This is a genomic window from Streptomyces sp. NPDC039736, assembly GCF_055596485.1.
Genome location: NZ_JBVIUQ010000007.1, coordinates 133,946 through 158,898, shown reverse-complemented (window position 1 = coordinate 158,898; position 24,953 = coordinate 133,946). Strand labels below are relative to the sequence as shown.

Sequence of the window (24,953 nt, the reverse complement as noted above, 5' to 3'; positions counted from 1 at the left end):
GGTCCGGCACCCGACAGCATCCGCGCTCTTACGGTGGAACCATGACGAATGCCCCGGAACCCCGCATCCTCGATCTCGACCGCGACCAGCTCGCCGCCCTGCGCGGGCGGGCCCTGACCCGGGCGGTGGCCGCCGCCGAGGGGCGGACCATGGTCGCCGAGGTCTTCGCGGAGCGCGCCGCGCTCTCCCCGCACCCCGACGGCCGGGGCGTGCACAACGCCGAGCTGGTGGCCGCCTTCGGCGCGGACGTCGTCGTGCTGAACCTCATCGAGCGCGCCTGGGACGGGGAGCGGCTGACGCTGCCCGGACTCGGCACCTTCAGCACCTTCACCGAGCTGGCCCGGGTCGTGGGCCGTCCGATCGGCGTCAACCTGGAGCCGGGCGACGTGCCGGAGATCCGGCGGGCCAGGCCCGAGTACGCCAAGCGGCTCGTCGACATGGGCGCGGCCATGCTCTGCATCACCGCGAACCCTGGCACCGGCGGGTCCTTCGACGCGATGGCCCGGGTCACCGAAGAACTGCGTACCGGCCTGGGCGACGACGCGGCCCTCTGGTCGGGCAAGATGCACCACGCCGGGCACCCGGAGCGGGTCACCACCGCGCGGCTCACCGCCCTGGTGGACGCGGGCGCCGACGGGGTCGTCATGCCGCTGCCCGGGACCCTGCCCGGCGTGACCCGGGAGCTCGCCGCCGAGGCCGTGGCCGCGGTGCAGGACGCCGGGGCGGTCGTGATGGGCGCCATCGGCACCAGCCAGGAGGGCAGCCACGCCGACGTGGTGCCGCAACTGGCCCTGAACGCCAAGGAGGCCGGGTTCGACGCGCACCACTTCGGGGACTCCTACCTCCCCGGCATGTGCGACCCCGAGGTCATGTACGCGTACTCGGTCGCCGTCCGGGGCCGCCGTCACACCTGGAACCGCATGGCCCTCTCGGGCCGCCGCGCCCGCTGACGGCGGTCCCGGTCCGCGCGCTCTCTTTCCCGGCCGTTCAGGACGCGTTGCCGTGCAGGCAATCCCGGAACCCTAGGTTCTGGGCTGTCAACCGGCCCCGGAACCTGGAGTGATCGCCCATGGAACGACGTACCTTCCTGCGTGCCGCCGTCATCGGTTCGTCCGCGACCGCCTTCAGCGGTTCCCTCTGGCTGGGCGCCGCCCACGCCGACCCGGCGCAGCCGGGCGCGGGTCCCTACGGGGCGCTCGGCAGCGCCGACGCGAACGGCGTCCGGCTCCCCGCCGGGTTCCGCAGCCGCGTGGTCGCCCGCACCGGACAGAAGGTCGCCGGTACGTCGTACACCTGGCACCCGGCCCCCGACGGCGGCGCCTGTTACGCCGACGGCACCGGCTGGATCTACGTCTCCAACTCGGAGGTCGAACCGTCCGGCGGCGCGGGCGCGATCCGCTTCTCGTCGACCGGCGCGATCACCGGCGCGTACCGCATCCTCTCCTCCACCCGGCAGAACTGCGCGGGCGGCAAGACCCCGTGGAACACCTGGCTGTCCTGCGAGGAGGTGGACCGGGGATACGTGTACGAGACCGACCCGTGGGGTGTGAAGAGCGCGGTGCGGCGGGACGCGATGGGCCGGTTCAAGCACGAGGCGGCCGCCGCCGACCCCGACCGCAAGGTCATCTACCTCACCGAGGACGTCTCCGACGGCTGCTTCTACCGCTTCATCCCCTCCACCTGGGGCAACCTGGCCTCGGGCCGGCTGGAGGTGCTGAAGATGGGCTCCGGCACCAGCGGTCCGGTCACCTGGGCCAAGGTCCCCGACCCGTCCGGCGCGTCCAAGTCCACCCGCAGCCAGGTCTCCGGCGCGAAGCGCTTCGACGGCGGCGAGGGCTGCTACTACGCGGACGGCGTCTGCTACTTCACCACCAAGGGCGACAACCGGGTCTGGCGCTACGACGCCGCCGCCTCCACCCTCGCCCTGGCCTACGACGACTCCCTGGTCACCGGCGGGAGCGCCCCGCTGACGGGCGTCGACAACATCACCGGCACCGCCTCGGGCGACCTGTTCGTCGCGGAGGACGGCGGCTCGATGGACATCTGCGTGATCACCCGGGAGAACGTGGTGGCCCCGTTCCTGCGCCTGACCGGCCAGTCCGGCTCGGAGATCACGGGCCCGGCGTTCTCCCCGGACGGCTCGCGGCTGTACTTCTCCAGCCAGCGCGGTACGAGCGGCAGCTCCTCCGGGGGCATCACCTACGAGGTGACCGGCCCCTTCCGCACCTGACCGGCCCGCGGTCCGGAAACCGCCGGAGCGGGTAGGGATCCGGGATGCAGACATTTCTCACGCATCCCGGCTTCTCGGACACGGCGGCCGTCCTGGACGCACGGCGGCTCGGCAAGCAGCGGGTCGAGACCCTCCAGGTGTTCCGCGGTCTCACCGTGCCCGGCTACGGGTGGCGGCGGCACCCGGCCGTGCGGATGTGGGCGGGGTACGAGGAGGCGCTGGTCCGGTACGGCCTGGACGTCTGCGCGGTGTGGACCGCCGGGGACCGCGCCGACACCTGCGCCGCCACCCTCGTCCGGGACTACCTGGCGTGGCGGCCCGGCGGCCCGCCGAGGGAGCAGCGGGACCTCGCGGCGGCCGGGGAGCTGCCGCCCTGGCTCGGCGACGAGGCGTTCCACCGCAGCCACCGGTCCGCGCTCGTGCGCAAGGCCCCGGAGCTCTACCGGGGCCTCTTCCCGGACGTGCCGGACGACCTGCCGTACGTGTGGCCCTCGTCCGACCGCGCCTGAAGGCCGGGGGTTTCGGCCGGAGGGGGGCCCGGCGGCCCGGGCCGGGGCCGGGGCCGCGCGGGGGGTCCTGTACGCTCGCGGGGTTATGTCCTGTGTTCTGACCACGGTGTGCGCCGGTTACGAGGCGCGGTTCGCCGAATTCTCCTTCGAGCCCGGTTTCGCCGCCGCGGTCGATCAGCACGCCGCCGAGATCCGCGACCGGCTCGGGGCGCGTTCGGCGGGCCTGGAGCCCGCCGCCCCGGACCGCGAGGCGCTCGCCGACTACGCGCTCGGCTTCGTCGACGCGCTGACCGAGATCGACTGGCGGGAGCCGGTGGCGTACGACTACGCGGTGTGCCGGCTGACCGCCCTGACGTACCTCGTCCGGCGTCACCGCCTCGTCGCTCCGCGCCGCGGCACCCCCTGACGTGCCCGGACGCCCGGCCCCGAGCGGGGCCGGGCGTCCGGGGCGCACGTCACATGGGGTCGACGCGCTCCGGGTTGACGACGGGCTGGTGACGCAGCGCGTCCTCGCGGCCCGACTGGTAGGCGCCCTCGCGTGCGCTGTCGGAGCCCTTGGCGGCCCGGACCCGGCCGGTCTCGGCCTCCGCGGTGTCCATCCAGCCCTCGATGCGGTCGCGCATCGGCTGGATCAGCGCCCCGCCGACACCGACGATCAGGATGCCCGCGACGGCCGCCAGCGCGGCGATCAGCACCGGCTGGGTGACGGTCGTGGCGATGCCGACCTGGCCGAGGGCCGCGATCACGCCGAGGGCGACGATGACCGCCCAGACGACACGGGCCACCATCGGCCCGTACGAGGCGGCCGACAGCACGCCGGAGACGATGCCCCGCACGGCGTTGGCAATGGCCATGGACACGACCACCAGCACCAGGCCGATCAGCGCCCTCGGCAGCCAGGCGACGATGCCGTCGATCATGCCGCTGACCGGGTTGGGGCCGAACACGCCGAACGCGAGCTGGAGGGTGACCAGCAGCAGCGCGTAGTAGACGACCTTGCTGACCAGGGAGGTCGCGTCGTACTTCGAGTTGTCGAAGATCTTGGCGGAGCCGGCCCGTTCGCTGAGCCGCTCGAAGCCGACCTTGCGCAGGACCCGGTCGAGCACCCTGGCGATCATCTTCGAGACGAACCAGCCCACCAGCATGATCACCAGGAATCCGGCCAGCTTCGGCACGAACTGGGCGACCTTGGACCAGGCGTCGGAGACGCCCTGCTGGAAGTCCACCGCGAGCGCCAGGTCCCCGGGGGACGGGAACGTGGCAGCGGCCACGATCTGGGATGAAAGCACGATCAGACCTTCCGTCGATACGGCACTTCTCCGCTCCGTGCCTATCAACGAACGGTCCGGTCCGCCCCTCGTGGAAGCCGGGGCAGCGCCATTCGGGGGACGAACGAGCCCTATGGCGGATGCCCGCCCCCCGCGGACCCGGCCGAGCCGCCGGCCCCGCCGCGGCGGGCGGGACCGGCGCGGGGGCGGGGCCGCATGGTGCGCGGTGGGTCAGGCGACCGCGCCGAGCAGGGTGCTGCCCGGGGCCTGGGCGTCCTCGTCCAGCAGGAAGTCGCTCCAGCCCGCCACGTACTCGTCCCGGGTGATCCAGCCGTCGCCGTTCTGGTCGAGGCCGGTCGCCGAGGCCCACGCCACCTCGTGCTCCAGGCCCCAGGCGGTGAGGAACGCCGACATCTGCTCCACCGTGGCGACCCCGTCGTCGTCGGCGTCGATCGCGGCGAACTCGGCGTGCAGCCCGTCCCGCAAGTTGCGCTCCAGCAGCGAGGGGTCGCCGAACGCGCCCGACATGGCCCGGTGGAACTCCTCCCGGCTGATCCGCCCGTCTCCGTCGGCGTCGGCGTGCTCCAGCAGCAGGGCCCAGCAGCGCTGCCGCTCCAGCACCAGCGTCATCCCCTTGGGCGAGGAGTCGCCCACGCCCGTGGCGCGGGCGATGGACCGGGCGAGCGTGACGAAGTCCTGCTCCTCCAGCACTCCGTTGAGATCCACATCGAGCATGTCGAACATGCGGTCGTACTTGAGTCCGATCGCGTCAGCGGTCATGGAAGGCCTCCCGAGGGTCGTGCGTCGACTCCAGCAGGATGGGCGTCCGCCGGTCACCACCGGGCCCCGGGACACGAACGGGTCAGTGGATGGCACACGATGGCGGTACCCCGGGGCCGCCGCCTTGACCGCGCGGACCGGCCGCCGCGCGCTCAGCGCAGGCGGCGGACGCGGATCGGGCCGCGGGCCGTGTCCGGGTCGACCCGGCGGCCTCCCTGCGTGATCTCCACCTCGCCCGCCGCGACCAGCCGCCGGGCGGCGCGGCGCACGGGTTCCATGAGGGCGCGCCAGCCGTCGCCCTCGCCGTCGAAGGCCGCCCGGGCGGCGTCCGAGGGGCAGATCGTCGCCGCGGCGTCCCGGCTGTCGAGGAGGTCCAGGACGGCGCGCTCCAGCCGCCGGTCCAGCTCCGGGTCCTCGGGCACGTCGTCGGTCATGCGGCCAGTGTCGCCCGCCCGGTCAGCACCGCCCACCTGGAACTCCTCCGCCGAACTGGCGAACCACCCCTGCGGCATGCACCGTTCCACGCGCCGGAGAGCCGCCAACCGGGCCTGCCCGCAGGGAGGTTGACGTCGGCCGCGGTCCGGGGCCGAAGCGGACCGGCAGGCCCCTCCGCCGCCGCCGGGCCCCCGGCCCTCAGGGCACAAGCGTTCGTTTAACCTTGCAGGGTCAGCCGGCGGTGGTTCCTGGTCGTAGGAAGGCCTCTCTATGCAGCACGCGCCCCCGAGGGCGGCTCGTCATGGGTGAGGTCATGCTCACGGCGGCCGGGCTCTATGTGATCGTCCTGCTGCGGGCCGGCGGGACGTACGCCGTCGGGCGGCTCGCCCACGCCGGGGCGCAGCGCAGCAGGTTCGCCGAGCGGATGGCCGCGCCCAGGTTCCAGCGGGTCGAGCGGGCGATCCAGCGGTGGGGCGCGCCCGTGGTCGCGGTCTCGTTCCTGACCGTCGGCTTCCAGACCGCCGCCAATTTCCTGGCGGGCACCATGCGCATGCCGCTGCCCCGTTACCTGCCGGCGCTGTTCCTCGGCGGAGCGGCCTGGGCGCTGGTGTACGCGACGGTGGGCGTCGGCGCGCTGAAGGTGCTGGGGAAGCTGTTCAGCGAGAACACGGCCCTCGCCGTGGGCCTGGTCGCCGCCCTGCTGCTCCTGGCGGCCGGTTTCGTGGTGCACCGCCGCAGGAACGCGGCACGGGCGACCGACGAACCCTGACCACACGTGTCACCCCGGCCGCCCGCGCGGAGCGCGGCCGGCGCCGTGCGGGCCCTTCAGGTGCGCCGGGCGCGTGCCGCCGCGACGCCCGTGGCCGCCGCCACCGCTCCGGCGAGGGCCAGTGGCACCCAGCCGTTGCGCAGTCCCCGGGCCACGCCCGTGCGGCCCGTCGGCCGAGCGCGGCCGTCCTGTGTCTGGACCGCGAGCCGTTCCACCAGGTAGAAGAAACCGAGATCGTGCACAAGTCCTCCCATACCGCTTCCGCGCGCCCGGCCGGCGGGCACCCTGCGGAATGCACTTCTTCCCGCACACCGCCGGGTGAACCGCGATGGGCGGCAGGGGCCTCCGTTCGGCCTCCCGCGCCGGCCCGACGGCGGCACGGGGAGGTACGGGGATACCGTCCCGGGCCCGGGGCACCCGCACTGCACGGCGGCCCCGGCACGTGCCGGGGAGAGGAGGCGCAGCGTGGAGGCACAGTCGTCTGTCGAGTTGGCCAGGATGTGGACGTCGGGCACGGGCGCGACGGTGTTCGTCATCATCTTCGTGGTGTTCGCGATCGTCCTGGTGACGCTGCTGGTGCGGCGCAGGAACCGGTGACGGAACGCATGGACGGGAACTCGTGATCAGAAACCGGTGACCGGCCGGTCACCGGTGACGCGTGCGCGGGGGCGGTCCCGGGGTCGTCCCCGGGACCGCCCCCGCGCACGGACTCAGCACTCGCCGCGCCAGACCGCCTTCGTGACGGCCGTGCCCTCGGCGAAGTTCAGCTTGTAGGGCTGATCGGGGCCCGGGTTGTAGTGCAGGCACTCCTCGTAGGTGCCGCCGTTGTAGGTCCAGGTCAACTGGATGTGGTCGGCGTTCGGGTAGGCGATGCCGTTGTTGAACACGGAGCGGGCCGCGACGTTTCCGGTCCAGTTGCCCTTGGTCTTGACCAGGAGCTGCCCGGTCTGGCCCTCCCCCGCGTACACGCAGAAGTACTCCTTCTCGCAGCCGGGCGGGTTCGGCTCCGCGGCGGCCGCCGGGGCCAGGGCGAGCGAGGCGGCGAAGAGCGCGGAGAAGGTGACGGGCACCGCGGCGAGGGCGCGGAGGTGCAGGGGCATGCGGGCTCCAGGTGTGAGGGCACTACGGGGGATTGGGTTCCGCTTGTGAACGGCGGACGGTCGCGCCGACTGCGTGACCGCTTTCACGATCCCGGCGGAGGGACACGTTCCGGGGAGCCGATCCCGCCTTTCTCCGGAAGGCCGCCGTCGTGCGGCGGCCCAGGTCAGAGCGTCCCGGTTGGGCGTGCCGGGCTCATGACCTGCTCACGTTTGGCGTGTTCCTGACCACATGGAAAGCAATTCCGGGGGAACGGCGGCGAGTTGACCCGGCGACGGATGTCACTTTGAGGGACGCCTGTGACCACAAGGGCCACAGTTCTTTCATTTTGGGGACGAAGTGTCAGCCTTCCGCAGATCCCGAAGATCCCGCCTCTCCCACACGTCCCGGCCCTCCGGGGTGCTGGCCGCGGCCGCGCTCGCCCTCGCGCTCGGCGCGTCCGTGGTGAGCCCCGCGCTGGCAGCCCCTCCCCCGCCGCCGCCCGACGCCTCGCACTGGGGCGACCGGGGCCGGGCCGCGATGCCTCCCGTGCGCACCGGGAAGACGGTTCCGCCCCGCTCGATACCGTCGGCCCCGCCGTCGGGCGGCATCCAGCGCTACGTCCCGCGCGACCAGGGCGACGTCCCCTGGCACCGGATCTCCAACTTCCGCATCACCGACTCCCTGGTCGGCCGGGTCAGTTACTCCACCGGCAACCTGATGCTCGCGGCCACCGACTTCGAGGTCAGCGGCGTGGGCCAGTCGCTGCGCCTGACCCGTACGTACAACTCCTTCGACGCCCCCTCGGGCCAGGTCTCCTCGCCGTGGTGGCTGGGGTACGAACGCAACCTCGACCTGAGCTTCAGCGGCATGGTCCTGCACTACGACGAGTCCGGCGCCACCGTGGAGTACACCAAGAACGCGGACGGCTCACTGACCACGCCGAGCGGGTACTCCAAGGACCTGGTGCGCAACGCCGACGGCACCCACAGCCTCACCGACCGCAAGTCCGGCACCGTCGACACCTACGACGCGAGCGGCCGGCTCACGAAGACCACCGACCGCAACAAGGGCGAGATCACCGTCGCCGCGCACAGCGCCGACGGCTCCGACACCGGCTTCAAGGTCACCGAGACGCGCTCCGGGCGCTGGGTCGACCTGGTCCGCTCCACCGCCACCCGCTGGCAGGCGACCGACCACACCGGCCGCACGGTGAGCTACGAACTCGACGCCGCGCACGGCAACGTCGTGCGCACCACGGACACCGAGGGCGAGTCGACCCGCTTCGGGTACGACGCGGACGGCCGCCTGATCAAGGTGACCACCCCGGAGAACCGTTCCACCTCCTTCACCTACGACGCCGAGGACCGGGTCACCTCGATCCGCCGGTACGCCGAGGGCAGCACCGGCGGCCCGACGTACACGTACACCTACAGCGCCGCGCAGTCGTACGAGGCGGGCACCACCAAGGTCGCCGACCCCCTCGGCCACACCACGACGTACGACCACAACGCCGACGGCGAGGTCACCAAGGTCCTCGACGGCCTCGGGCACACCCGCTCGACGACGTACCAGAACCACCTGGTGCAGACCGCGACCGACGCCATGGGCACCGGCAGCGGCGGCATGGGCGGCAACGTCACCACCTACGGCTGGGACACCCGCAACAACCCGGCCTCGGCCAAGCTGCCCACCGGCGCGACCGCCACCGGCAGTTGGCAGACGATCGCCGGCACCGAGCGGCAGAAGAGCAGCACCGGCGCGGACGGCGAGAAGACCGACTACACCTACGACGGCGCGGGCAACACCACCTCGGTCGCCACCCTGGGCACCGGCGGCGCGACCGTCACCTACACCTACAACGAGGCCGCCCCCACCTGCGGCGGCTTCCAGGGCCAGCGCTGCACGGCCAGTGACGGCAACGGCAAGAAGACCTCCTTCCGCTACGACGCGAGCGGCAACCTCCAGACCGTCACCCCGCCCGCCCCGCTCGGCGTCACCAAGTTCACCTACGACGCGCTGGGCCGCACCGCGACGGCCACCGACCCGCGCGGCGTGAAGACGCTGTACACGTACGACAAGCGGGACCGGATCACCAAGGTCGACACCTCCGGCTACGCGACCGTCGCGTACGCCTACGACGGCGACGGCAACCTGTCCTCGCGCACGGACGCGACCGGCGTGCAGACCTACCAGTTCGACGCGCTGAGCCGGGAGACGATCCGCACCCTCCAGGACGGTTCGCAGACCGTGCTGGCCTACACCGCGGACGGCGACGTCGACACGTACACCGACCCGGGCGGCGTCACGGACTACGCCTGGGACGCGGCCGGGCGGCTGAGCTCGCTGACGGACCCGCAGGGCAAGAAGACGACGTACGAGTACAACAACAACGACGAACGCACCAAGACCACCTATCCCGGCGGCACGGTGCAGAGCCAGCGGCTCGACAACTCCGGGCGGCCCGAGAACATCCGGGCGATCGCGCCGTCCGGCGTCGTCCTGAGCGACCTCTCGTACACCTACGGATACGTCGCGGGGACCGAGACCCTGGACGGCACCAAGATCCGCTCCCGCACCGACAACCTCACCAAGGCCCGCACCGCGTACTCCTACGACGGCCCCGGACGCCTCTCCCTCGGCGCGGAAACCCTGTCGTCGGGGACCCGCACGTCCTGGCAGTACTGCTTCGACGGGGCCGGCAACCTCACCTCGCAGGGCGACGCGCCGGGCTGCCGGGCGGCCACCCAGTACACGTACAACGACGCCTCTCAGCTCACCGCGAAGAACGGCGTCACCACCGGCTGGTCGTACGACAGGGCGGGCAACGAGACGGCGGGCGCGCCGACGCCCGAGGCCGCGCGCAGTGCGGAGAAGTACACCGACTTCGGGCAGCTCTCGTCCGTGACGGTGGGGGCCACCGCGTACACCGGCGCCTACGCGAGCACCGACAGCAGCGAGCGCACCCGGTTCGGCGACACCGTCTTCCACAACGGTCCGCTGGGCCTCTCGGGCCAGACGGTGGGCGTCAAGGACACCGAGTTCATCCGGGAGCCGGGCGGCACCCTCAACTCGGCGCGCACCGGCGGCAAGAGCTACTACTACCTCACCGACGTGCTCGGTTCGGTCATCGGGCTGGTCGACGAGGCGGGCAAGCGGGTCAACACCTACCAGTACACGCCGAGCGGCGTCGCCAGGACCGGCACCACCGAGACCGTGCCGCAGCCGTACCGGTTCGCGGGCGGCTACCAGGACCCGACGGGGCTCTACCACTACGGGGCCCGCTACTACGACCCGGTGCTCGGCCGGTTCACCCAGCCCGACCCCTCGGGCCAGGAGAAGAACCCCTACCTGTACGCGGAGGGCGACCCGCTGAACCGGATCGACCCGTCCGGTCTGGTCACCGGCTCGATCAAGGGCGAGCTCTGCTACGGCGTCTGCGTCAGCCTCGGCGGCAAGACGGACGGCAACCAGATCAAGCCCACGCTCGGCTTCGGCTTCGGTTCGCCCGGCGCCAGCCTCGGCATCGGCGCGGACAGCGGTGACATGGAGAGCGGCGGCCAGGTCGGCGCGTCCTGCGGCTTCGGCGGCGGCAGCGTCACGGCCGCGACGGACGGGCAGGGCGTGGACGTCGGGGTCGAGACGGGCGGCAGCACGGGCAAGTGCTCGGCGACGGCGGAGTACACCTTCTGATCCGGCGCGCCGGGCGGGAGTCCCGCACGTGAACTCCCGTGCCCCGGGCGGGAGTCCCGCACGCGAATTTCCTTGCCCCGGGCGGGAGTTCTCCGGCCCGCCCGGGGCATCCGGGGGTGCATGAGCACTCACGAGGAACACACCGTGCGGGACCTCGGTCCCATGGAACGCGGCACGTCGCAGCGCGTCGCCTCGCGCCACCGCATGTGGACGGTGGCCTGGAGCGCGCTGTGCGTGCTCGCCGCCCTGTGGTCGGGGGCCTGGGCCGTCGGGGCGATCGCCGGGGACGTCGACGGGTGGGCGTTCGCCCTCGCCGGGCTGGTGCTGCTCGCCGGGGCGCTGTGGGCGCGGCGGTCGGTCGTCCGCAACAGTCCGCCGCGCCACCTGTGATCCCGGCCGGCCCCCGGGCGTCCTCCGGCCGGCCCCCGGGCGTCCTGCGGCCGGTGCCGGGCGGAGGGTCAGCGCAGGCCGGCGAAGAGGTCGGTCTCCGGCACGGCCGCGCCGGTGGAGTCCTTGACCCGTACGAAGGTCTCCGTCCCCATCAGCTCGCCGAACTTCTCCTTGCCCATCTTCAGGAAGAAGATGTTCTCGCCCTGGCTGGCGTGCGCGGCCAGCGAGTCGAACTTCTGGTCACTGAACCCCGCCGTGTCCACCCACGTGGTGATCTCCTCGTCGGGCAGGCCCAGTTCGGCCAGCTCGGCGGCCTCGGCGGGGTCCGGCTCCGGCATGCCCGGGTCCAGCTCGCGCATGGCCTCGCCGAAGCGCCGCATCGCCGAGTGGGGGATCGTGGTCCAGTAGACCTTCGGCGTCAGGTCGGTCAGTTCCAGGGCCGCCATGGTGATGCGGTGGGCCTGGATGTGGTCGGGGTGCCCGTAGAAGCCGTTCTCGTCGTACGTGACGACGACGTCGGGCCGGTAGTGGCGCATGAGGTCCGCGAGCCGGGCCGCGCCCTCCGCCACGGGCGTCCGCCAGAAGGAACCGGGGGCGTCGTTGCTGGGCCAGCCCATCATTCCGGAGTCGGCGTAGCCGAGCGTCTCCAGGTCGCTGATCTTCAGGACCTCGCAGCTCTCCCGCAGCTCCTCACCGCGCATCCGCGCGACGGCCGCCGGGTCGTGCCCCGGCTCTCCGGGCTTGACACCACCGGGTCCGTCTCCGCAGCCGCCGTCGGTACAGGTCACCAGCACCGTGCGGACGCCTTCGGCCGCGTAGCGCGCGAGGACCCCTCCGGTGCTGGTGGCCTCGTCGTCGGGGTGTGCGTGCACTGCCATGAACGTCAAAGGCCGGTCAGTCATGAAAAGGGTCCTCCAGCAAGGCGTACGTACGTATCGCTCGGTCAACCGAGGCGACGGGCTCGGATGTTCCCGGTACGGCCATCCGATTCTCCGTGCGGCGTGCGACATGCGGCGTGCGATGTGCGACGTATGACTGCTGGGCGCGCCCCCCTGCCCCGGCGGCCGGTCCCGGTGGTGCCCGTCGGCTCAGGGGCCGCGCCAGACGTTGGCGAAGGCCGCGTTCTCGATGGAGCGCCGCTGGCGTACCGCCTCCAGCTCCATCAGCGCGTCGAGGACGGCCGCCACCACGGCCGTCGTCGCCTCGTCCGCCCCGAGGTCCGGTTCGTTCCTGGCCTCCGCGCCGTCGGGCTCCGCGGCGTCGACGCCCAGCGCCGAGGCGAGGGCGAGCAGGACGGGTTCCCGCTCGTTCCAGCGGTCGGCCGCCGAGCGCCGCGCGGGCGTGTCGGCGGGCGTCACGCGCTTCGTGCCGAAGAACAGCCGGCCGCCACGCTCCCGCGCCAGCTCGCCGTCCTCCTCCAGGGCCGCCTGGTACGCGGCGGCGAGGCCCTGGCCCCGGCGCCACAGCCAGTCCTCGATCCGCTCGTGCGGCGCCTCCCGGACGAGGCCCGCCGCCGCTTCGTCCAGGACGCGGTCGTACGGCTTCGGGTCCTCGCCCGGCAGGACGAGTTCGCCGTCGACGGCAGCCGCGCCCGCGCCGATCAGGTCGATCAGCTCGGCTCCGGCCAGGGCCAGTGAGAGGTCGCCCTGCCCGACCGGGTCGTCGGGCCTCTGGTCCATGACGGTGATGAACAGGTCTTTCGCCGTGCTCATGAACGGCTCCCCCTCAAGGCGTCGGCAGCAGTACGGCCAGTATCGCCCCGGCGGGTGAAACGCGCCGTAAGGAGCCGCCCGCCCCTGCCGAGCTACTGGAGGGCGCCCTGCGGGACGCAGACGTGTCCCGGGCCCCAGACGTTCGGCTCGACGCGGCTGGGCGGCAGACAGCCGGCCCAGACCTCCCGGTACCGCGGGTTCTGCTCGATCAGCCGCTGCTCGTGGGCGGGGGCGGCCAGGTAGCGCGCGAAGTCCTCATGGGAGAGGACGAGGGTGCCGGCGGGCTCGTGGCCGTCGGCCGGGGCCGGGGCGGCGATCCCGAGGGAGGCCGCCGCCGCGAGGACCAGCGCGGCCAGGGGCGTACGCGTACGGGACATACGGAACACGGGAACTCCGGGGTGGGATCGGGAACGAAGGGTCACCCCTCCAACTGGCCGGGCGTCCGGAGGTCACGTGAACCCCGCCGAGCCCCGCACCGGGCGGCGCGGCGGCTCCTTGCGTCAGGCGCGGGGCGAAGGACTCCGCCCGGTGGCCGTCAGCACCAGGGTCGCCTGGTCGTCGTCCGTCTCGTGTCCGTCGGTGAAGGCCTGGACCGCGTGGCTGAGGGCCTTCAGGATGCCCTGCGCTCCGGACGGCGGCGGCGTGAGGGCCCGGATCAGGCGGTCCTCGCCGAACTGCTCGCCCGCGGCGTCGCGGGCCTCGGTGATGCCGTCCGTGTAGAGCACCAGGCTCTCGCCGGGGGCCAGCCGCAGGCTGCGCGCGGCCAGGGCGGGACTGCCGAGGATGCCCAGCAGGGAGCCCTCGCTGTGCACCGGCCGGGGGCCGTCGGCGGTGAGGTGCACGGGCAGGGTGTGTCCCGCGCGCACGAGTTCGATGTCCAGTCCGTCGGCGGTCGGCGTGAAGTGGCCGTACACGAGCGTCACGAAGCCGGTGTCGTGGCTGTTGTGACGCTTGGTCAGGGCCCGGTTGACGGCGTGGACGACGGCTTCTGGGCCGGGCAGCAGCGGGGCCACGGCGCGGGCGGTGTTGCGCACCAGGGCGGTGGTCGCGGCGGCGAGCGCGCCGCGGCCGCAGACGTCGCCCAGCATGAAGGCCCAGCGGCCGTCGTCGAGGGGGAAGACGTCGTAGAAGTCCCCGCTGATCTCCAGGCCCTCGCCCGCCGGGTGGTACGAGGTGGCCAGCTCGGCGCCGGGCAGGGTGGGCAGGTCCGGCAGCAGGAGCCCGGCCTGGAGGTCGCGGGCGAGGGTGACGCGCTGGGTGTACTGGCGGGCGTTGTGCGCGGCGGTGGCGGCGCGCCGGGCGAGCTCCTCGGCGAGGGTGACCGCGTGCCCGTCGAAGGTGTGGTCGCCGGTGCTGAGCAGGGTGAGCGTGCCGAAGGTCTGGCCGCGGTCGGTGAGCGGGGCGCACAGGTAGCCGGTGACGTTCAGGTCCTGCCAGGGTCCGGGGCCGGTCGGGGTGCGGCGGGCGACCTCGGTGAGGGAGGAGGCCAGGACGCGGGCGACGGCGTCGTCGCCGCTGTCGTAGACCGGGATGTGGGAGGCCAGCAGGGCGCGTTCGTACGCCGTGGGGGCGGCCGTCGCGATACGGCGCACCCGGCCGCCCTCGATGACGTCGACGGCGCAGAGCGGGGCGAGCGTGGGGGCGCACAGGGTGGCGAGGCGTTGCAGGGTCTGGGCGTGGTCGAGGTCGGCGCTCAGCGCGTTGCTGGCCCGGAGCAGGAAGGTCAGGTCGTCGCGGGCGGCCTTCTCGCGGGCCTCGGCGGCGAGGCGGGCCCGTTCGGCGTGGTGGCGCTCGATGGCCAGGGCGGCGGTGCCGGCGAAGATCCCGGCGAGCGCGAGGTCGGACTCGCTGGGGCTGCGCGGGGTGCGGTGGTACATCGCGAAGGTGCCCAGCAGGTGGCCGTCGCGGGCCAGGATGGGCGTGGACCAGCAGGCCGCCAGCCCGGCGCGCACGGCGAGGTCGCGGAAGTCGTCCCAGAAGGGGTCGGTGGCGATGTCGGTGACGACGACCCGGCGGCGGCGGTGCGCGGCGGTGCCGCAGGAGCCGACGCCCTCACCGGTGGCGATGCCGTCGATGGCGCGGTTGTAGAAGCCGGGCAGGCTCGGGGCGGTGCCGTGCCGCAGGTGGCGGCCGTCGGGGTCGGCGAGCAGCACGGAGACGAGCACCCCGGGGGACAGGGTCTCGATGACCTTGGCCATGCCTTCGAGGACTTCGTCGAGCGGGGCCTGCCGGGCGATCTGCTCCAGCAGGGCCCGGTGTTCGGCCGTGAGCCGCTGGGCATGCTTGACCTGGGTGGTCTCCACGCCGATCATCCGTACGCCCATGACGTTGCCGCCGGCGTCGCGGCGCGGTTCGTAGTGGAAGTCGAAGAACGCCTCGCGTGCTGTGCCGCCCTCGCCGAGCAGCACCCGGGCGTCCCGCACGGAGCAGGGCAGGCCGGTGCGGTAGGCCCGGTCGAGCAGGGTGAGGAAGCCCTGGCCCGCCAGCTCCGGCACCAGTTCCGCGAGCGGCAGGCCGGTGCGCGCGTGCTCGGTGCGGCCGATGGCGGCGAAGAACGCCGGGTTGGCCGCCTCCAGGAGGTGGGCGGGGCCCGCGACCGAGGCGAAGACCGCCGTCGACTCGCCGAACAGCGCCCTCAGGTCCTCCTCGGCGCCGGACACCCGGTCGGCGCCGGGCACGTGATCGGCGCCGGGTGCGCGGCCGGTGCCGGGCGATCGGTCGTGCGGCCGGCCGGCGTCGGGCGCCCAGTCGGCGCCGCACACCCGATCGGCGTCGTGCCGCGCCGGAACGCCCGGTCGCCGCGGTGTGCTGGTCATCCTGTCCGCCCCTCCCGAACCACCCCGTCCTCCTCCCCTGCCCCGGGATACGCACAGGCATTCCCCTGGGTCACGTCGGCGAGGGCCGCCCCGGTGCTGTCGTACACCGGGATCGCCCGGTCCAGCCCGGTCAGCTCGAACGCGCGGGCCACCGAGGCCGGTACGGCGGACATCCGCAGCCGACTCCCCGTGTCCGTCAGCCGCAGGTAGAAACGGACCAGCTCGCTGATCCCGGAGGAGTCGCAGAACTCCAGCCCCGCGCAGTCGACCACCACCAGCTCCGGCACAGCGCCGCCCGCGAAGAGGGCCGCCGCCGCCTCCTGGAACTGCACCACGCTCTCGAAGTCCAACTCGCCACGAAACCGGAGCACCGCCCCCGGCCCACCTGCTACGACATCCGCCGAGAACACGCGCCGCCGAACCTCCCGCCCATTTCCACCCGTCCCGATTCGCCCACCTTAAACGTCCGCCGCGCCGTCCCGTGCCCGCCGCTCCGCCGGTGCCGCGCCGTGCCGGACGCGTGCGGCCGACGAGGTCGCCGGCACGGGCCGCCCACGGGGCGGGGCCGCCGCGCTTTTCCCGTTGCCCGCGGCCGAACCCCCGTGAGAACATCACGCCTCGACGGCCCGTCTCCTCTCTCCCGCGCTTTCCGGAACATCCGCGGAAGAGGAAATGCGGGCCATTGACTTGTCCACGGGGAACGGCAGGTGCCGCGCGATGCGTACGACAGAGGCGATCCGTACGACAACAGAGGCGATCCGTACAACAGGGGCGACGGAAGCACGCGTTGACGACGCGGGCCATGTCCTGATCGCCCCTTCGGCGCTCCACGACCACCCGTTGCTGCGGGACTTCTTCGGAGCCCGCGTCGCCCCGGAAGACCTCTCCCCGGGTTCTGCGGACCTCGCGGGGCGGACCGTGTACGCGTGCGGCGACGTTTCCGTTCTCGACGCGGCCCAACTCCGTTCCGCAGCCCGGGTGTTCGTCGTACGGGGCCTTTCGCGCGATGACGACGAGGCCCCCAGCGGCCCCTGGCCCGTCGTCGGCGCCGGCCGGGTCCCCACGCGCGTGCACGGCGCGGGCGTCTACTACCGCCGCTACTTCAGCCCCGACGACGGCCACTTCGGGCGCATCAGCTCGGAGCACGCCTTCCAGTCCCTGACGGAATCCACCAAGCCAGGAACGGCCCACCGCAGCGGAATCTATCTGACGCCCGTCACGCGCGCCGGCGACGCACTGCATTTCCGCCTGCTCCGCTGCTCCACCAACCTCTCGGGCCCGACCGAGAATTTCCGCCGCACCGACACGGAAATCGTCGCGGCCCTCAACCGCGAGGCCGAGTCCGTGTTCCGCCGACACGCCCCGCTCAATCACGTCCTGGCGCAGATCTACCACAACACCGTCGCCACGACCGGGCGCAAGCAGTCCAAGGCCAGGATCTCGGCGCACGCCGACAAGACCAAGGACATGCCGGCCAACGGCGTCATGGCCTTCTGCACCTTCTACGACGGCCTGGACAAGCTGCGGCCCCTGGCCGACGACCCCTTCGACCTCGGGGTGAAGAGCACCAGCGGCCTGACCCGGCTCCGCTTCCGCCGCAAGGACCCGCTCACGGCACGCGACGAGGCCGTGTTCCCGGCGCAGTTCACCGTGACGCTCCACCCCGGCTCCGTCTTCCTGATGCCTCTGTCCACCAACCGCCTCTACACGCACGAGATCCGGCCGTCGTCGCTCGACGCCGAGCTGCTGCCGACCCGCCTGGGCTACGTGGTGCGCTGCTCCGCCACCGAAGCCGTGCACAGGAACGGCGAGACCCATCTCAAGCGGGGCGACTCCCTGGCGCGGCTGGGGGCGCCCACCGAGGAGGGCATGAGGGAATTGCGCAGGCTGTACGCCGAGGAGAACAGGACCTCCTCCCCCGTCGACTACGGCGACGCGTTCCTCTTCAGCATGAACACGGGAGATTATCTTGCCCCCCGCCTCTGATCCCGCGAACGCGTTCACCTCGTGGGCACTGCCGGGCGGCGACGACCTCTTCGCGGAACTGTCCGCTTCGGTGACCTGGGAGGAGCTGGGGAAGGGCCGCCGAGGCGCCGTGCTGACCAAGGTGGACGAGGCGGGCGGGGTGCCCCTCGTACGCACCACGAGCCGCTACCGCAATCCGGCCCAGCGTTTCCTGCCGCTGCACGCACGGCTGGCACAGCGCATTCAGGAGCAGGCCGCGCTGCCGGTCGCCTTCAACAACGCCCTGGCCGAGCACTACACCGACGCCTACCGGACGATGGGCAGCCATTCCGACCAGGCTCTCGACCTGGCCGACGACTCCTTCATCGCTGTCTATTCCTGCTACCAGTACCCCGCATCGGGCTCGTCGAGGAAACTGGTCGTCGAATCGAAGGAGTCCGCCGGCGCCACGGTCGACCTGCCTCTCACCCACCACGGATTCGTCCTGTTCTCGGTCGCGTCGAACCGGCGTTACAGGCACAGAATCGTGCTGGACACCTCCGCCGCGGCACCGGAGAACCCGTGGCTGGGCCTCACCTTCCGCACGTCGAAGACCCTCCTCCGCCATCGCGACGGACAGGCCCACCTCCCCTGCGGCACCCGTCTCTCCGCAGCCGACGACGAACAGCGCCGCGAGTTCTACCGGCTACGACGCCGTGAGAACACGGAGACGGATTTCGACTACCCCGCGCTGACCTGCACGATCAGCGAGAGCGACCTCGTGCCGCCGACCGGGAGCGGCTAGAGCTCTGGTACGGGGCGGGGTGATCCGTACCTCGCCGCACAGCCGCCGTCCTCCGGTCCCGCACAGGAACCCCCGCGCGCCCCGGCGACAGAGGCCGGAGGCCGTACGCTCAGGCGTGTCGGGCGAGTTCGGCCGCGGACACGAGCAGGATCGCGGCCGGCGCCGGGAGGAGGACCAGGTCCGGGATCACGCCGAGGAGCAGTCCGCCCACGAAGGAGACGAGCGAGAAGCCGCTGCCCGGCCGTGCGGCGGGTCGCGGTACGTCGTTGCCGTATCCGGTGAAATGCAGGAAGGTGGCGGCTGCACCGGCCGAACGCCTCTGGGGGGAACATGTCCGTTTCGGGAACAGACGCCTACGCGGGGGAAGTCGGCCTGCCCGATCTCGTGGTGGCGGCCGTCGAGCTCGCCCGGCGGCTGGGTTTTCCGTCCTCGTGCCGCCCCCAGCAGGGCCGTCTGCTGCACGCGTTGGCCGCCGGCGCCGCTCACAGCATCGGCGAGACCGGCACCGGATGCGGTGTCGGGCTGGCCTGGATGGTCGCGGCGCGGCGGCCCGGTGTGCGGGTGGTCAGCGTCGAGCGGGACGAACAGCGCGCCGAGGAGGCCGCGAAGCTGTTCGCGGGCGTCCCCGACGTGGAGATCCTCTGCGGCGACTGGACGCGTATCTACGAACGCGGCCCGTTCGACCTGCTCGTCACCGACGGCGGCGGCAACGGCAAGAAGACGCCGGCCGCGGATCCGCAGCGGCTGCTGCGTCCGGCGGGCACGGTCGTCATCGACGACTTCACGCCCCTGACGCAGTGGCCGCCGCTGATGGACGGCGAGCCGGACACGGCGCGGCTGGCCTGGCTGGAGCACCCGGACCTGCTCGCCACCGAGGTACGCCTGGCACCGGACCTGTCGACGGTCATCGGCACCAGGCGGCCCTGAGCGGCCCCCGTCCCCCGGGCGGGTCCCGCCCGGGGGCGCCGAAGTCCCGGCCGTCAGCCGAAGACGTCCAGGGCGTCCGCCCACGAGCCCCCGTCGGACGTGCGGCGCGGCTGCGGCGGGCGCGGATCGGGGTAGGTCTCCGCGGCCGCCCTCGCGCGGACCGCGTCCGGACCGCCGCAGGCCGCCACCGCGAAGGCGCCGAAGACCTCGGCGAAGGCGGCCGGGTCACGGAACTCCACGCCGAACGCCCGCCCGCCCCGCAACGGCACCCACACCACCCGGTCGCGACGCCGCCACTCCCGCACCGGCAGGCCGTCCAGCGTCGACCGCCCGTCCAGCCACAGCCGTGCCACGTGCAGCAGGTTCACCGTCTCCATCGGCAAGCGCCTGCGGCGCACCCGCAGTTCGCGTGTCGTCAGCAGGACCCGCTGGTCCTTCCTGGGGTACCAGGCGACGCCGATCCCGAACGGCACCCACAGCACGACCCCGATCAGCGGCCAGACCAGGGCGTCGCCCCAGGTCCGCAGCAGCCCGCCGTCCAGCAGGGCCGGAGCCCCGAAGACCACGGCCCACTTCGCCGTCATCCGCCAGAATCCACTGCCCTGCCGGTACAGGACCCGCCGCTTCCCCGAGATCGCCATGCCCGCACGCTATACGCCGCCCCTCGGTCCGCCCGGTCCGGCCCGGCCTCGGCCGGGTGCCGCGCGAGGGCCCCGGCGCGGCGGAGGACGTCAGCTCTTCTTCAGCTCTTCCTCAGCTCCTCGGCGAGCATCACCAGGATGCCGGAGGGACCGCGCAGGTAGGTCAGCCGGTAGACGTCCTCGTACGTCGCCACCCCGCGCAGCGGACGGCATCCGTGCTTCGCGGCGGTCTCCAGGGCCGCGTCCAGGTCGTCGACGGAGAAGGCGACGCGGTGCATGCCGATTTCGTTGGGGAGCGTCGGCGCGGTCTCGATCGCCTCGGGGTGGAGGTACTCGAAGAGCTCCAGGCAGCCGTTCCCGTCGGGTGTGCGGAGCATCGCGATCTTGGCGTGGTTGCCGTCGAGGCCCACGGCGGTGTCGGTCCACGCGCCGCTGACGGTGTCCCGGCCGACGACCGTGAGGCCGAGGTCCACGAAGAAGGCGACGGCTGCTTCGAGGTCGCGGACGGCGATGCCGACGTTCTCCAGTTTGATGCCCATGCCCGCAGGTTACCCAGTCGCCCCCCGCCGGTTCAGGAACTCCGTGATGCGGTCCAGCCAGACATCGGGGTTCTCCGCGAACGGGAGGTGCCCGGTGGGCAGTTCGGCGAATTCGGCGGCGGGGATCGCGGCGGCCGTCGCGCGGTGCAGGTCGGGGGAGACGAGGAGGTCCTCCGTCGTGGAGAGGACGAGGGTCGGCACGGAGACGCGGGCGAGGTCTTCGCGTACGTCGATACGGGTGACGAGGTCGGCGTGGTCGGCCGAGCCGGGCGGCAGGGTCCGGGCCGTCTCCCGTACCACGGCGTCGAGTTCGTCCTCGGAGAGCGCCTCCAGGGCCGAGGCGCCCAGGGCCAGCGGCACGAGGAACCGCGCCAGTTCGACGTGTGCCCCGGACGCGTGGAGGTCGCGCCAGAGTTCGGCGTGCAGCCGCAGGCGGGCGGAGGGCCGGGCCACCGGGGCGGTCAGCACGAGGGCCGTGACGCGCTCCGGGTGGCGGGCCGCGGCCCGGACCGCGACGGCGGTGCCCAGGGAGTAGCCGAGGACGGCGAAGGTGTCCAGGCCCTCGGCGGTGGCGGCGGACACGAGCTGGTCGGCGAGGTCGTCCAGGAGGAGCGGCCGGGTGGAGCGGGGGGTGTCGCCGGTGCCGGGGTAGTCGACGCCGACGACGCGGTGCTCCGCGGCGAGCCGGTCGAGGAGCGGCCCGTAGTTGGCCTCGACGCCGCCGCCGGCGCCGTGCGCGAGCAGCAGCCCCGGGCCCGTGCGGCCGCGCACGGTGCGGGCGAAGGCGGGCGCGGGCAGGGCGAGTTCGGGCATCGGGGTCCCCCAGGAGTTCTGTAGCGGTCGTTACGGATGTGACCGTAGCATATTGTGTAGTGGTCGATACAGAAAGAGCGGACAGAGCCGATGGCCGCCGCCGGGAAGACCGGGCCGCCCCCGCGCGTTCCCCCTCCGTCCCCGCACGAGAGGCTTCACCCATGACGCAGCAGACCACTCCCCCGGCCCTGCCCTCCGACGTGCTCCACTACACGGCCTTCTCCACCGACCCTGGGGGCGGCAACCGGGCCGGGGTCGTGCTCGACGCCTCCGCGCTCGACGACGGCGACATGGTGGCGATCGCCGCCGGGCTCGGGTACTCGGAGTCCGCGTTCGTGACCCCGGCGCCCGACGCGGACCGCGAACGCGCCTTCCGCCTCCGCTTCTTCAGCCCCGAGGCGGAGGTCGACTTCTGCGGTCACGCCACCGTCGCCACCGCGGTGGCCCTGGGCGAGCGGCTCGGCGCGGGCGACTACGACTTCCTCACGAACGCCGGGCACGTGCCGATCACGGTCACCGCCTCGCCGGCCGGGCTGAAGGCCACGCTGACCAGCGTGCCGCCCCGGGTGCACGACGCCGATCCGCAGGACGTGGCCGAGGCGCTGGCCGCGCTCGGCTGGCGGGAGGGCGAGCTGGACGCCGCGCTGCCGCCGCGGATCGCCTACGCGGGGGTCCGCCACCTCGTCCTCGCCGCGGCGACCCGCGAGCGGCTGGCCGACCTGGACTACGACTTCGACCGGCTGCTGGCCCTGATGCGCGCCCTGGACCTGACCACGGTCCAGTTGGTGTGGCGCGAGTCGCCCACCGTCTTCCACGTGCGCGACCCGTTCCCCGTCGGGGGCGTGGTGGAGGACGCGGCGACGGGCGCGGCAGCGGCGGCCTTCGGCGCGTACGCCCGCGAACTCGGCCTCGTACCGGCGCAGGCGGCGCTGACCCTGCACCAGGGGCACGACCTGGGCAGCCCCTCCCTGCTGGAGGTGGAACTGCGCGACGGCCAGCCGGGGGTGCGGGTGACGGGCGCGGCCGTACGGGTCTGAGCCGGCCCCGCCGGTGGGCGGGGCCGGGCGGCAGGAGGGACGGCGGCGGGTCAGCCGGTCCAGGTCCAGTCGGCGACCTCGGGGAGGTCGAGGCCGTGGGCGCGGACCCAGTCGTGGTGGCGGGTCCGCACGTCGGCCATGGCCTGGCGGACGGCGGCGGCGCGGACCCCGAGGCCCGGAACCCGGTCGATGACGTCCATGACCAGGCGGTACCGGTCGAGATCGTTGCGCACCACCATGTCGAAGGGGGTCGTGGTGGTGCCGGACTCCTTGTAGCCGCGTACGTGCAGCTGGGCGTGGCCGGTGCGGCGGTAGGCAAGGCGGTGGATCAGCCACGGGTAGCCGTGGTACGCGAAGACCACCGGCCGGTCGGGGGTGAACAGGGCGTCGTACTCGGGGTCGGTCATCCCGTGCGGGTGCTCCTCACGGGGCAGCAGCCGGGCCATGTCGACGACGTTCACGACGCGCACCGACAGGTCGGGCAGGTGCTCGCGGAGCAACTGGGCGGCGGCCAGCACCTCGTGGGTGGGCACGTCGCCCGCGCAGGCCAGCACCACCTCGGGGCCCTTCGCCGGGTCCTCGGTGCCGGCCCACTCCCAGATGCCCGCGCCCCGGGCGCAGTGCGTACGGGCGTCGTCGAGGGAGAGCCAGTCGAAGGTGGGCTGCTTGCCCGCGACGACGACGTTGACGCAGTCGCGGCTGCGCAGGACGTGGTCGGCGGTGGCCAGGAGGGTGTTGGCGTCCGGCGGGAAGTAGACGCGGACGACCTCGGGGCTCTTGTTGAGGACGTGGTCGACGAAGCCGGGGTCCTGGTGGGAGAACCCGTTGTGGTCCTGCCGCCAGACGTGCGAGGTGAGCAGGTAGTTGAGGGAGGGCACGGGGGCCCGCCAGGGCAGTGTGCGGGAGGTCTTCAGCCACTTGATGTGCTGGTTGACCATGGAGTCCACGATGTGGACGAAGGCCTCGTAGCAGGAGAAGAGGCCGTGGCGGCCGGTGAGATGGTAGCCCTCCAGCCAGCCCTGGCAGGTGTGTTCGGACAGGACCTCCATGACGCGGCCGTCGGTGGCCAGGTGTTCGTCGGTGGGCAGGGTCCCCGCCTGCCAGGCCTTGCCGGTGGCCTCGAAGAGCGCGCCGAGCCGGTTGGACTCGGTCTCGTCGGGGCCCACCACACGGAAGTCGCGGCGCTGCGCGGTGTCCCGCATGACCTGGGCGAGCAGGCCGCCCAGGACGCGGGTGGGCTCGTGGACGGCGACGCCCGGCTTGTCGACGGGTACGCCGAAGTGCTCCAGCGGCGGCAGCGGCAGGTCCCGGGTGAGCAGGCCGCCGTTGGCGTGCGGGTTCGCCCCGAGCCTGCGCGTGCCCTCGGGCACGCAGGCGAGCACCCGCGCGGTGGGCCGTCCGTCGGTGTCGAACAGTTCCTGCGGACGGTAGGAGCGCAGCCATGCCTCCAACTGCCGCAGATGGTCCGGGTTCTCGCGTACGGACGACAGGGGCACCTGGTGCGCGCGCCAGGTCCCTTCGACCGGCACGCCGTCCACTTCGGCGGGTCCGGTCCAGCCCTTGGGCGTACGGAGCACGATCATCGGCCGACGGGTCCGCGCGCGCGTTCCCTTGGTGCGGGCGGCCTGCTGGTCCGCGGTGATCAGCTCCAGGGCCCGGTCCAGGGCGTCGGCCATCGCGGTGTGCACGCTGCGGGGGTCGTCTCCCGTGACGTGGATCGGGTCGTGTCCGTGACCGCGCAGCAGGGAGTCGAGTTCGTCCTCGGGGATGCGGGCGAGGACGGTCGGGTTGGCGATCTTGTAGCCGTTGAGGTGGAGGATCGGGAGGACCGCGCCGTCGTGGACGGGGTCGAGGAACCTGCTGGAGAGCCAGGACCCGGCGAGCGGCCCGGTCTCCGCCTCGCCGTCGCCGATCACGCAGGCGACGAGGAGGTCCGGGTTGTCGAAGGCGGCGCCGTAGGCGTGCGAGAGGGAGTAGCCGAGCTCGCCGCCCTCGTGGATCGAGCCGGGGGTCTCCGGCGCGACGTGGCTGGGCACGCCGCCGGGGAAGGAGAACTGCCGGAACAGCCGGCGCATGCCGTCGGCGTCCCGGCCGATCGTCGGGTACGTGTCGCTGTACGAGCCGTCCAGCCAGGAGTTGGCGAGCACGGCCGGACCGCCGTGCCCGGGGCCCCATACGCACATCGCGTCCAGGTCGTGCTCCCGCACGAGGCGGTTGAGGTGGGTGTGCACGAGGTTGAGGCCGGGCGAGGTGCCCCAGTGGCCGAGGAGGCGCGGCTTGATGTGCTCGGGGCGCAGGGGTTCGGTGAGGAGGGGGTTGTCGAGGAGGTAGATCTGGCCGGCGGCCAGGTAGTTGGCGGCGCGCCAGTGGGCGTCGAGGTCGGCGATGCGGTCGTGGGGCACGTCGGCTTCTCCGTCTTCGGGTGGAAAGGGCGGGGCTCGGTCGTACGGGTTCGGACGGCGCGCCGGAGTGCCCCGTGGGGCGGCGGGCGGTGGTGGCCGGCGGCTCCGTCCACCTCCACCATCAGTGATGCCGTCCGCGATGCGCGCACGCGACACCCCCTTCCCG

General features: G+C 73.0%; 26 protein-coding genes. 12 read left to right on the top strand and 14 right to left on the bottom strand.

Annotation, left to right across the window (positions count from 1 at the left end):
* Nucleotides 1–41: 41 nt before the first annotated feature.
* The 4 genes from ACZ56L_RS22750 (at nt 42) to ACZ56L_RS22735 (ending at nt 3,145) form a co-directional block, all read left to right on the top strand.
* Entirely contained in the window at nt 42–950 is a 909-nt protein-coding gene (locus ACZ56L_RS22750; protein WP_471065878.1) for a DUF7916 family protein, read from the top strand.
* Between the two features lie 119 nt (nt 951–1,069).
* Complete coding sequence (locus ACZ56L_RS22745) at nt 1,070–2,230, top strand: alkaline phosphatase PhoX (protein ID WP_345219579.1); 1,161 nt, start codon at nt 1,070–1,072, stop codon at nt 2,228–2,230.
* A 44-nt stretch (nt 2,231–2,274) separates the two neighbouring features.
* Complete coding sequence (locus ACZ56L_RS22740) at nt 2,275–2,739, top strand: MSMEG_6728 family protein (protein WP_471065876.1); 465 nt, start codon at nt 2,275–2,277, stop codon at nt 2,737–2,739.
* A gap of 85 nt (nt 2,740–2,824) precedes the next feature.
* The gene (locus tag ACZ56L_RS22735; protein WP_401760057.1) at nt 2,825–3,145 is read left to right on the top strand and encodes a DUF6401 family natural product biosynthesis protein; all 321 of its coding nucleotides are present in this window, start codon (nt 2,825–2,827) and stop codon (nt 3,143–3,145) included.
* 49 nt (nt 3,146–3,194) lie between these two features.
* Here ACZ56L_RS22735 and ACZ56L_RS22730 read toward each other — a convergent pair whose 3' ends face one another.
* From ACZ56L_RS22730 to ACZ56L_RS22720, 3 genes are all read right to left on the bottom strand, one after another.
* Nucleotides 3,195–4,028 carry a mechanosensitive ion channel family protein gene (locus ACZ56L_RS22730; RefSeq protein ID WP_345219576.1) on the bottom strand — a complete coding sequence of 278 codons (834 nt, stop codon included), beginning with the start codon at nt 4,026–4,028 and terminating at the stop codon, nt 3,195–3,197.
* 210 nt (nt 4,029–4,238) lie between these two features.
* The gene (locus ACZ56L_RS22725) at nt 4,239–4,787 is read right to left on the bottom strand and encodes an EF-hand domain-containing protein (protein ID WP_468689602.1); all 549 of its coding nucleotides are present in this window, start codon (nt 4,785–4,787) and stop codon (nt 4,239–4,241) included.
* A gap of 152 nt (nt 4,788–4,939) precedes the next feature.
* A complete protein-coding gene (locus ACZ56L_RS22720) occupies nt 4,940–5,221 on the bottom strand; it encodes a DUF3253 domain-containing protein (protein ID WP_401760050.1) in 282 nt (93 codons plus the stop codon).
* 302 nt (nt 5,222–5,523) lie between these two features.
* On the opposite strand from ACZ56L_RS22720, the gene ACZ56L_RS22715 reads away from it, so the two are divergent.
* Nucleotides 5,524–5,991, top strand: coding sequence for a DedA family protein (locus tag ACZ56L_RS22715; RefSeq protein ID WP_345219573.1), 468 nt, complete (start codon nt 5,524–5,526; stop codon nt 5,989–5,991).
* 56 nt (nt 5,992–6,047) lie between these two features.
* Here ACZ56L_RS22715 and ACZ56L_RS22710 read toward each other — a convergent pair whose 3' ends face one another.
* Nucleotides 6,048–6,245: a hypothetical protein gene (locus ACZ56L_RS22710; protein WP_345219572.1), complete on the bottom strand. Its 198-nt coding sequence runs from the start codon at nt 6,243–6,245 to the stop codon at nt 6,048–6,050.
* Between the two features lie 211 nt (nt 6,246–6,456).
* On the opposite strand from ACZ56L_RS22710, the gene ACZ56L_RS22705 reads away from it, so the two are divergent.
* Complete coding sequence (locus ACZ56L_RS22705; protein ID WP_471065872.1) at nt 6,457–6,588, top strand: hypothetical protein; 132 nt, start codon at nt 6,457–6,459, stop codon at nt 6,586–6,588.
* A 113-nt stretch (nt 6,589–6,701) separates the two neighbouring features.
* Here ACZ56L_RS22705 and ACZ56L_RS22700 read toward each other — a convergent pair whose 3' ends face one another.
* A complete protein-coding gene (locus ACZ56L_RS22700) occupies nt 6,702–7,091 on the bottom strand; it encodes a peptidase inhibitor family I36 protein (RefSeq protein ID WP_471065870.1) in 390 nt (129 codons plus the stop codon).
* Nucleotides 7,092–7,608: 517 nt separating this feature from the next.
* On the opposite strand from ACZ56L_RS22700, the gene ACZ56L_RS22695 reads away from it, so the two are divergent.
* Nucleotides 7,609–10,761 carry an RHS repeat-associated core domain-containing protein gene (locus ACZ56L_RS22695; protein WP_425578673.1) on the top strand — a complete coding sequence of 1,051 codons (3,153 nt, stop codon included), beginning with the start codon at nt 7,609–7,611 and terminating at the stop codon, nt 10,759–10,761.
* Between the two features lie 120 nt (nt 10,762–10,881).
* A complete protein-coding gene (locus ACZ56L_RS22690) occupies nt 10,882–11,151 on the top strand; it encodes a hypothetical protein (RefSeq protein ID WP_345219568.1) in 270 nt (89 codons plus the stop codon).
* 68 nt (nt 11,152–11,219) lie between these two features.
* Here the strand turns inward: ACZ56L_RS22690 and ACZ56L_RS22685 are convergent, their stop codons facing one another.
* The 5 genes from ACZ56L_RS22685 to ACZ56L_RS22665 all read right to left on the bottom strand — a co-directional run bounded on the left by ACZ56L_RS22685 (nt 11,220) and on the right by ACZ56L_RS22665 (nt 16,050).
* Nucleotides 11,220–12,053, bottom strand: coding sequence for a PIG-L family deacetylase (locus tag ACZ56L_RS22685; RefSeq protein WP_345219567.1), 834 nt, complete (start codon nt 12,051–12,053; stop codon nt 11,220–11,222).
* 186 nt (nt 12,054–12,239) lie between these two features.
* Nucleotides 12,240–12,863 carry a GOLPH3/VPS74 family protein gene (locus tag ACZ56L_RS22680; RefSeq protein WP_468689608.1) on the bottom strand — a complete coding sequence of 208 codons (624 nt, stop codon included), beginning with the start codon at nt 12,861–12,863 and terminating at the stop codon, nt 12,240–12,242.
* 92 nt (nt 12,864–12,955) lie between these two features.
* Nucleotides 12,956–13,240, bottom strand: a complete 285-nt coding sequence (locus ACZ56L_RS22675) for a hypothetical protein (protein ID WP_468689610.1) — start codon at nt 13,238–13,240, stop codon at nt 12,956–12,958.
* A 123-nt stretch (nt 13,241–13,363) separates the two neighbouring features.
* On the bottom strand, nt 13,364–15,679 hold the full coding sequence (locus ACZ56L_RS22670) for a SpoIIE family protein phosphatase (RefSeq protein WP_471065867.1): 2,316 nt from the start codon (nt 15,677–15,679) through the stop codon (nt 13,364–13,366).
* Entirely contained in the window at nt 15,676–16,050 is a 375-nt protein-coding gene (locus ACZ56L_RS22665; protein WP_468689615.1) for an STAS domain-containing protein, read from the bottom strand. The genes ACZ56L_RS22670 and ACZ56L_RS22665 overlap by 4 nt, the downstream gene beginning before the upstream one ends.
* A 346-nt stretch (nt 16,051–16,396) precedes the next feature.
* On the opposite strand from ACZ56L_RS22665, the gene ACZ56L_RS22660 reads away from it, so the two are divergent.
* The 3 genes from ACZ56L_RS22660 (at nt 16,397) to ACZ56L_RS22650 (ending at nt 19,355) form a co-directional block, all read left to right on the top strand.
* Nucleotides 16,397–17,665, top strand: a complete 1,269-nt coding sequence (locus tag ACZ56L_RS22660) for a hypothetical protein (RefSeq protein ID WP_471065865.1) — start codon at nt 16,397–16,399, stop codon at nt 17,663–17,665.
* Nucleotides 17,649–18,428, top strand: coding sequence for an alpha-ketoglutarate-dependent dioxygenase AlkB (locus tag ACZ56L_RS22655; protein WP_471065863.1), 780 nt, complete (start codon nt 17,649–17,651; stop codon nt 18,426–18,428). Before ACZ56L_RS22660 ends, ACZ56L_RS22655 begins: the two co-directional genes overlap by 17 nt.
* A 330-nt stretch (nt 18,429–18,758) precedes the next feature.
* Nucleotides 18,759–19,355: an O-methyltransferase gene (locus ACZ56L_RS22650; RefSeq protein WP_468689620.1), complete on the top strand. Its 597-nt coding sequence runs from the start codon at nt 18,759–18,761 to the stop codon at nt 19,353–19,355.
* A 53-nt stretch (nt 19,356–19,408) separates the two neighbouring features.
* Here ACZ56L_RS22650 and ACZ56L_RS22645 read toward each other — a convergent pair whose 3' ends face one another.
* The 3 genes from ACZ56L_RS22645 to ACZ56L_RS22635 all read right to left on the bottom strand — a co-directional run bounded on the left by ACZ56L_RS22645 (nt 19,409) and on the right by ACZ56L_RS22635 (nt 21,348).
* Nucleotides 19,409–19,996, bottom strand: a complete 588-nt coding sequence (locus tag ACZ56L_RS22645; RefSeq protein ID WP_345219559.1) for a hypothetical protein — start codon at nt 19,994–19,996, stop codon at nt 19,409–19,411.
* A gap of 101 nt (nt 19,997–20,097) precedes the next feature.
* Complete coding sequence (locus ACZ56L_RS22640; protein WP_345219558.1) at nt 20,098–20,535, bottom strand: VOC family protein; 438 nt, start codon at nt 20,533–20,535, stop codon at nt 20,098–20,100.
* A gap of 9 nt (nt 20,536–20,544) precedes the next feature.
* The gene (locus ACZ56L_RS22635) at nt 20,545–21,348 is read right to left on the bottom strand and encodes an alpha/beta fold hydrolase (RefSeq protein ID WP_468689623.1); all 804 of its coding nucleotides are present in this window, start codon (nt 21,346–21,348) and stop codon (nt 20,545–20,547) included.
* Nucleotides 21,349–21,509: 161 nt separating this feature from the next.
* Between ACZ56L_RS22635 and ACZ56L_RS22630 the strand changes: the two genes are divergently transcribed.
* Nucleotides 21,510–22,385 carry a PhzF family phenazine biosynthesis protein gene (locus ACZ56L_RS22630; protein ID WP_345219555.1) on the top strand — a complete coding sequence of 292 codons (876 nt, stop codon included), beginning with the start codon at nt 21,510–21,512 and terminating at the stop codon, nt 22,383–22,385.
* 50 nt (nt 22,386–22,435) lie between these two features.
* Here the strand turns inward: ACZ56L_RS22630 and ACZ56L_RS22625 are convergent, their stop codons facing one another.
* Nucleotides 22,436–24,787 (bottom strand): phosphoketolase family protein, encoded by a 2,352-nt coding sequence (locus ACZ56L_RS22625; protein ID WP_471065860.1) that lies wholly within the window; start codon nt 24,785–24,787, stop codon nt 22,436–22,438.
* Nucleotides 24,788–24,953 lie beyond the last annotated feature (166 nt).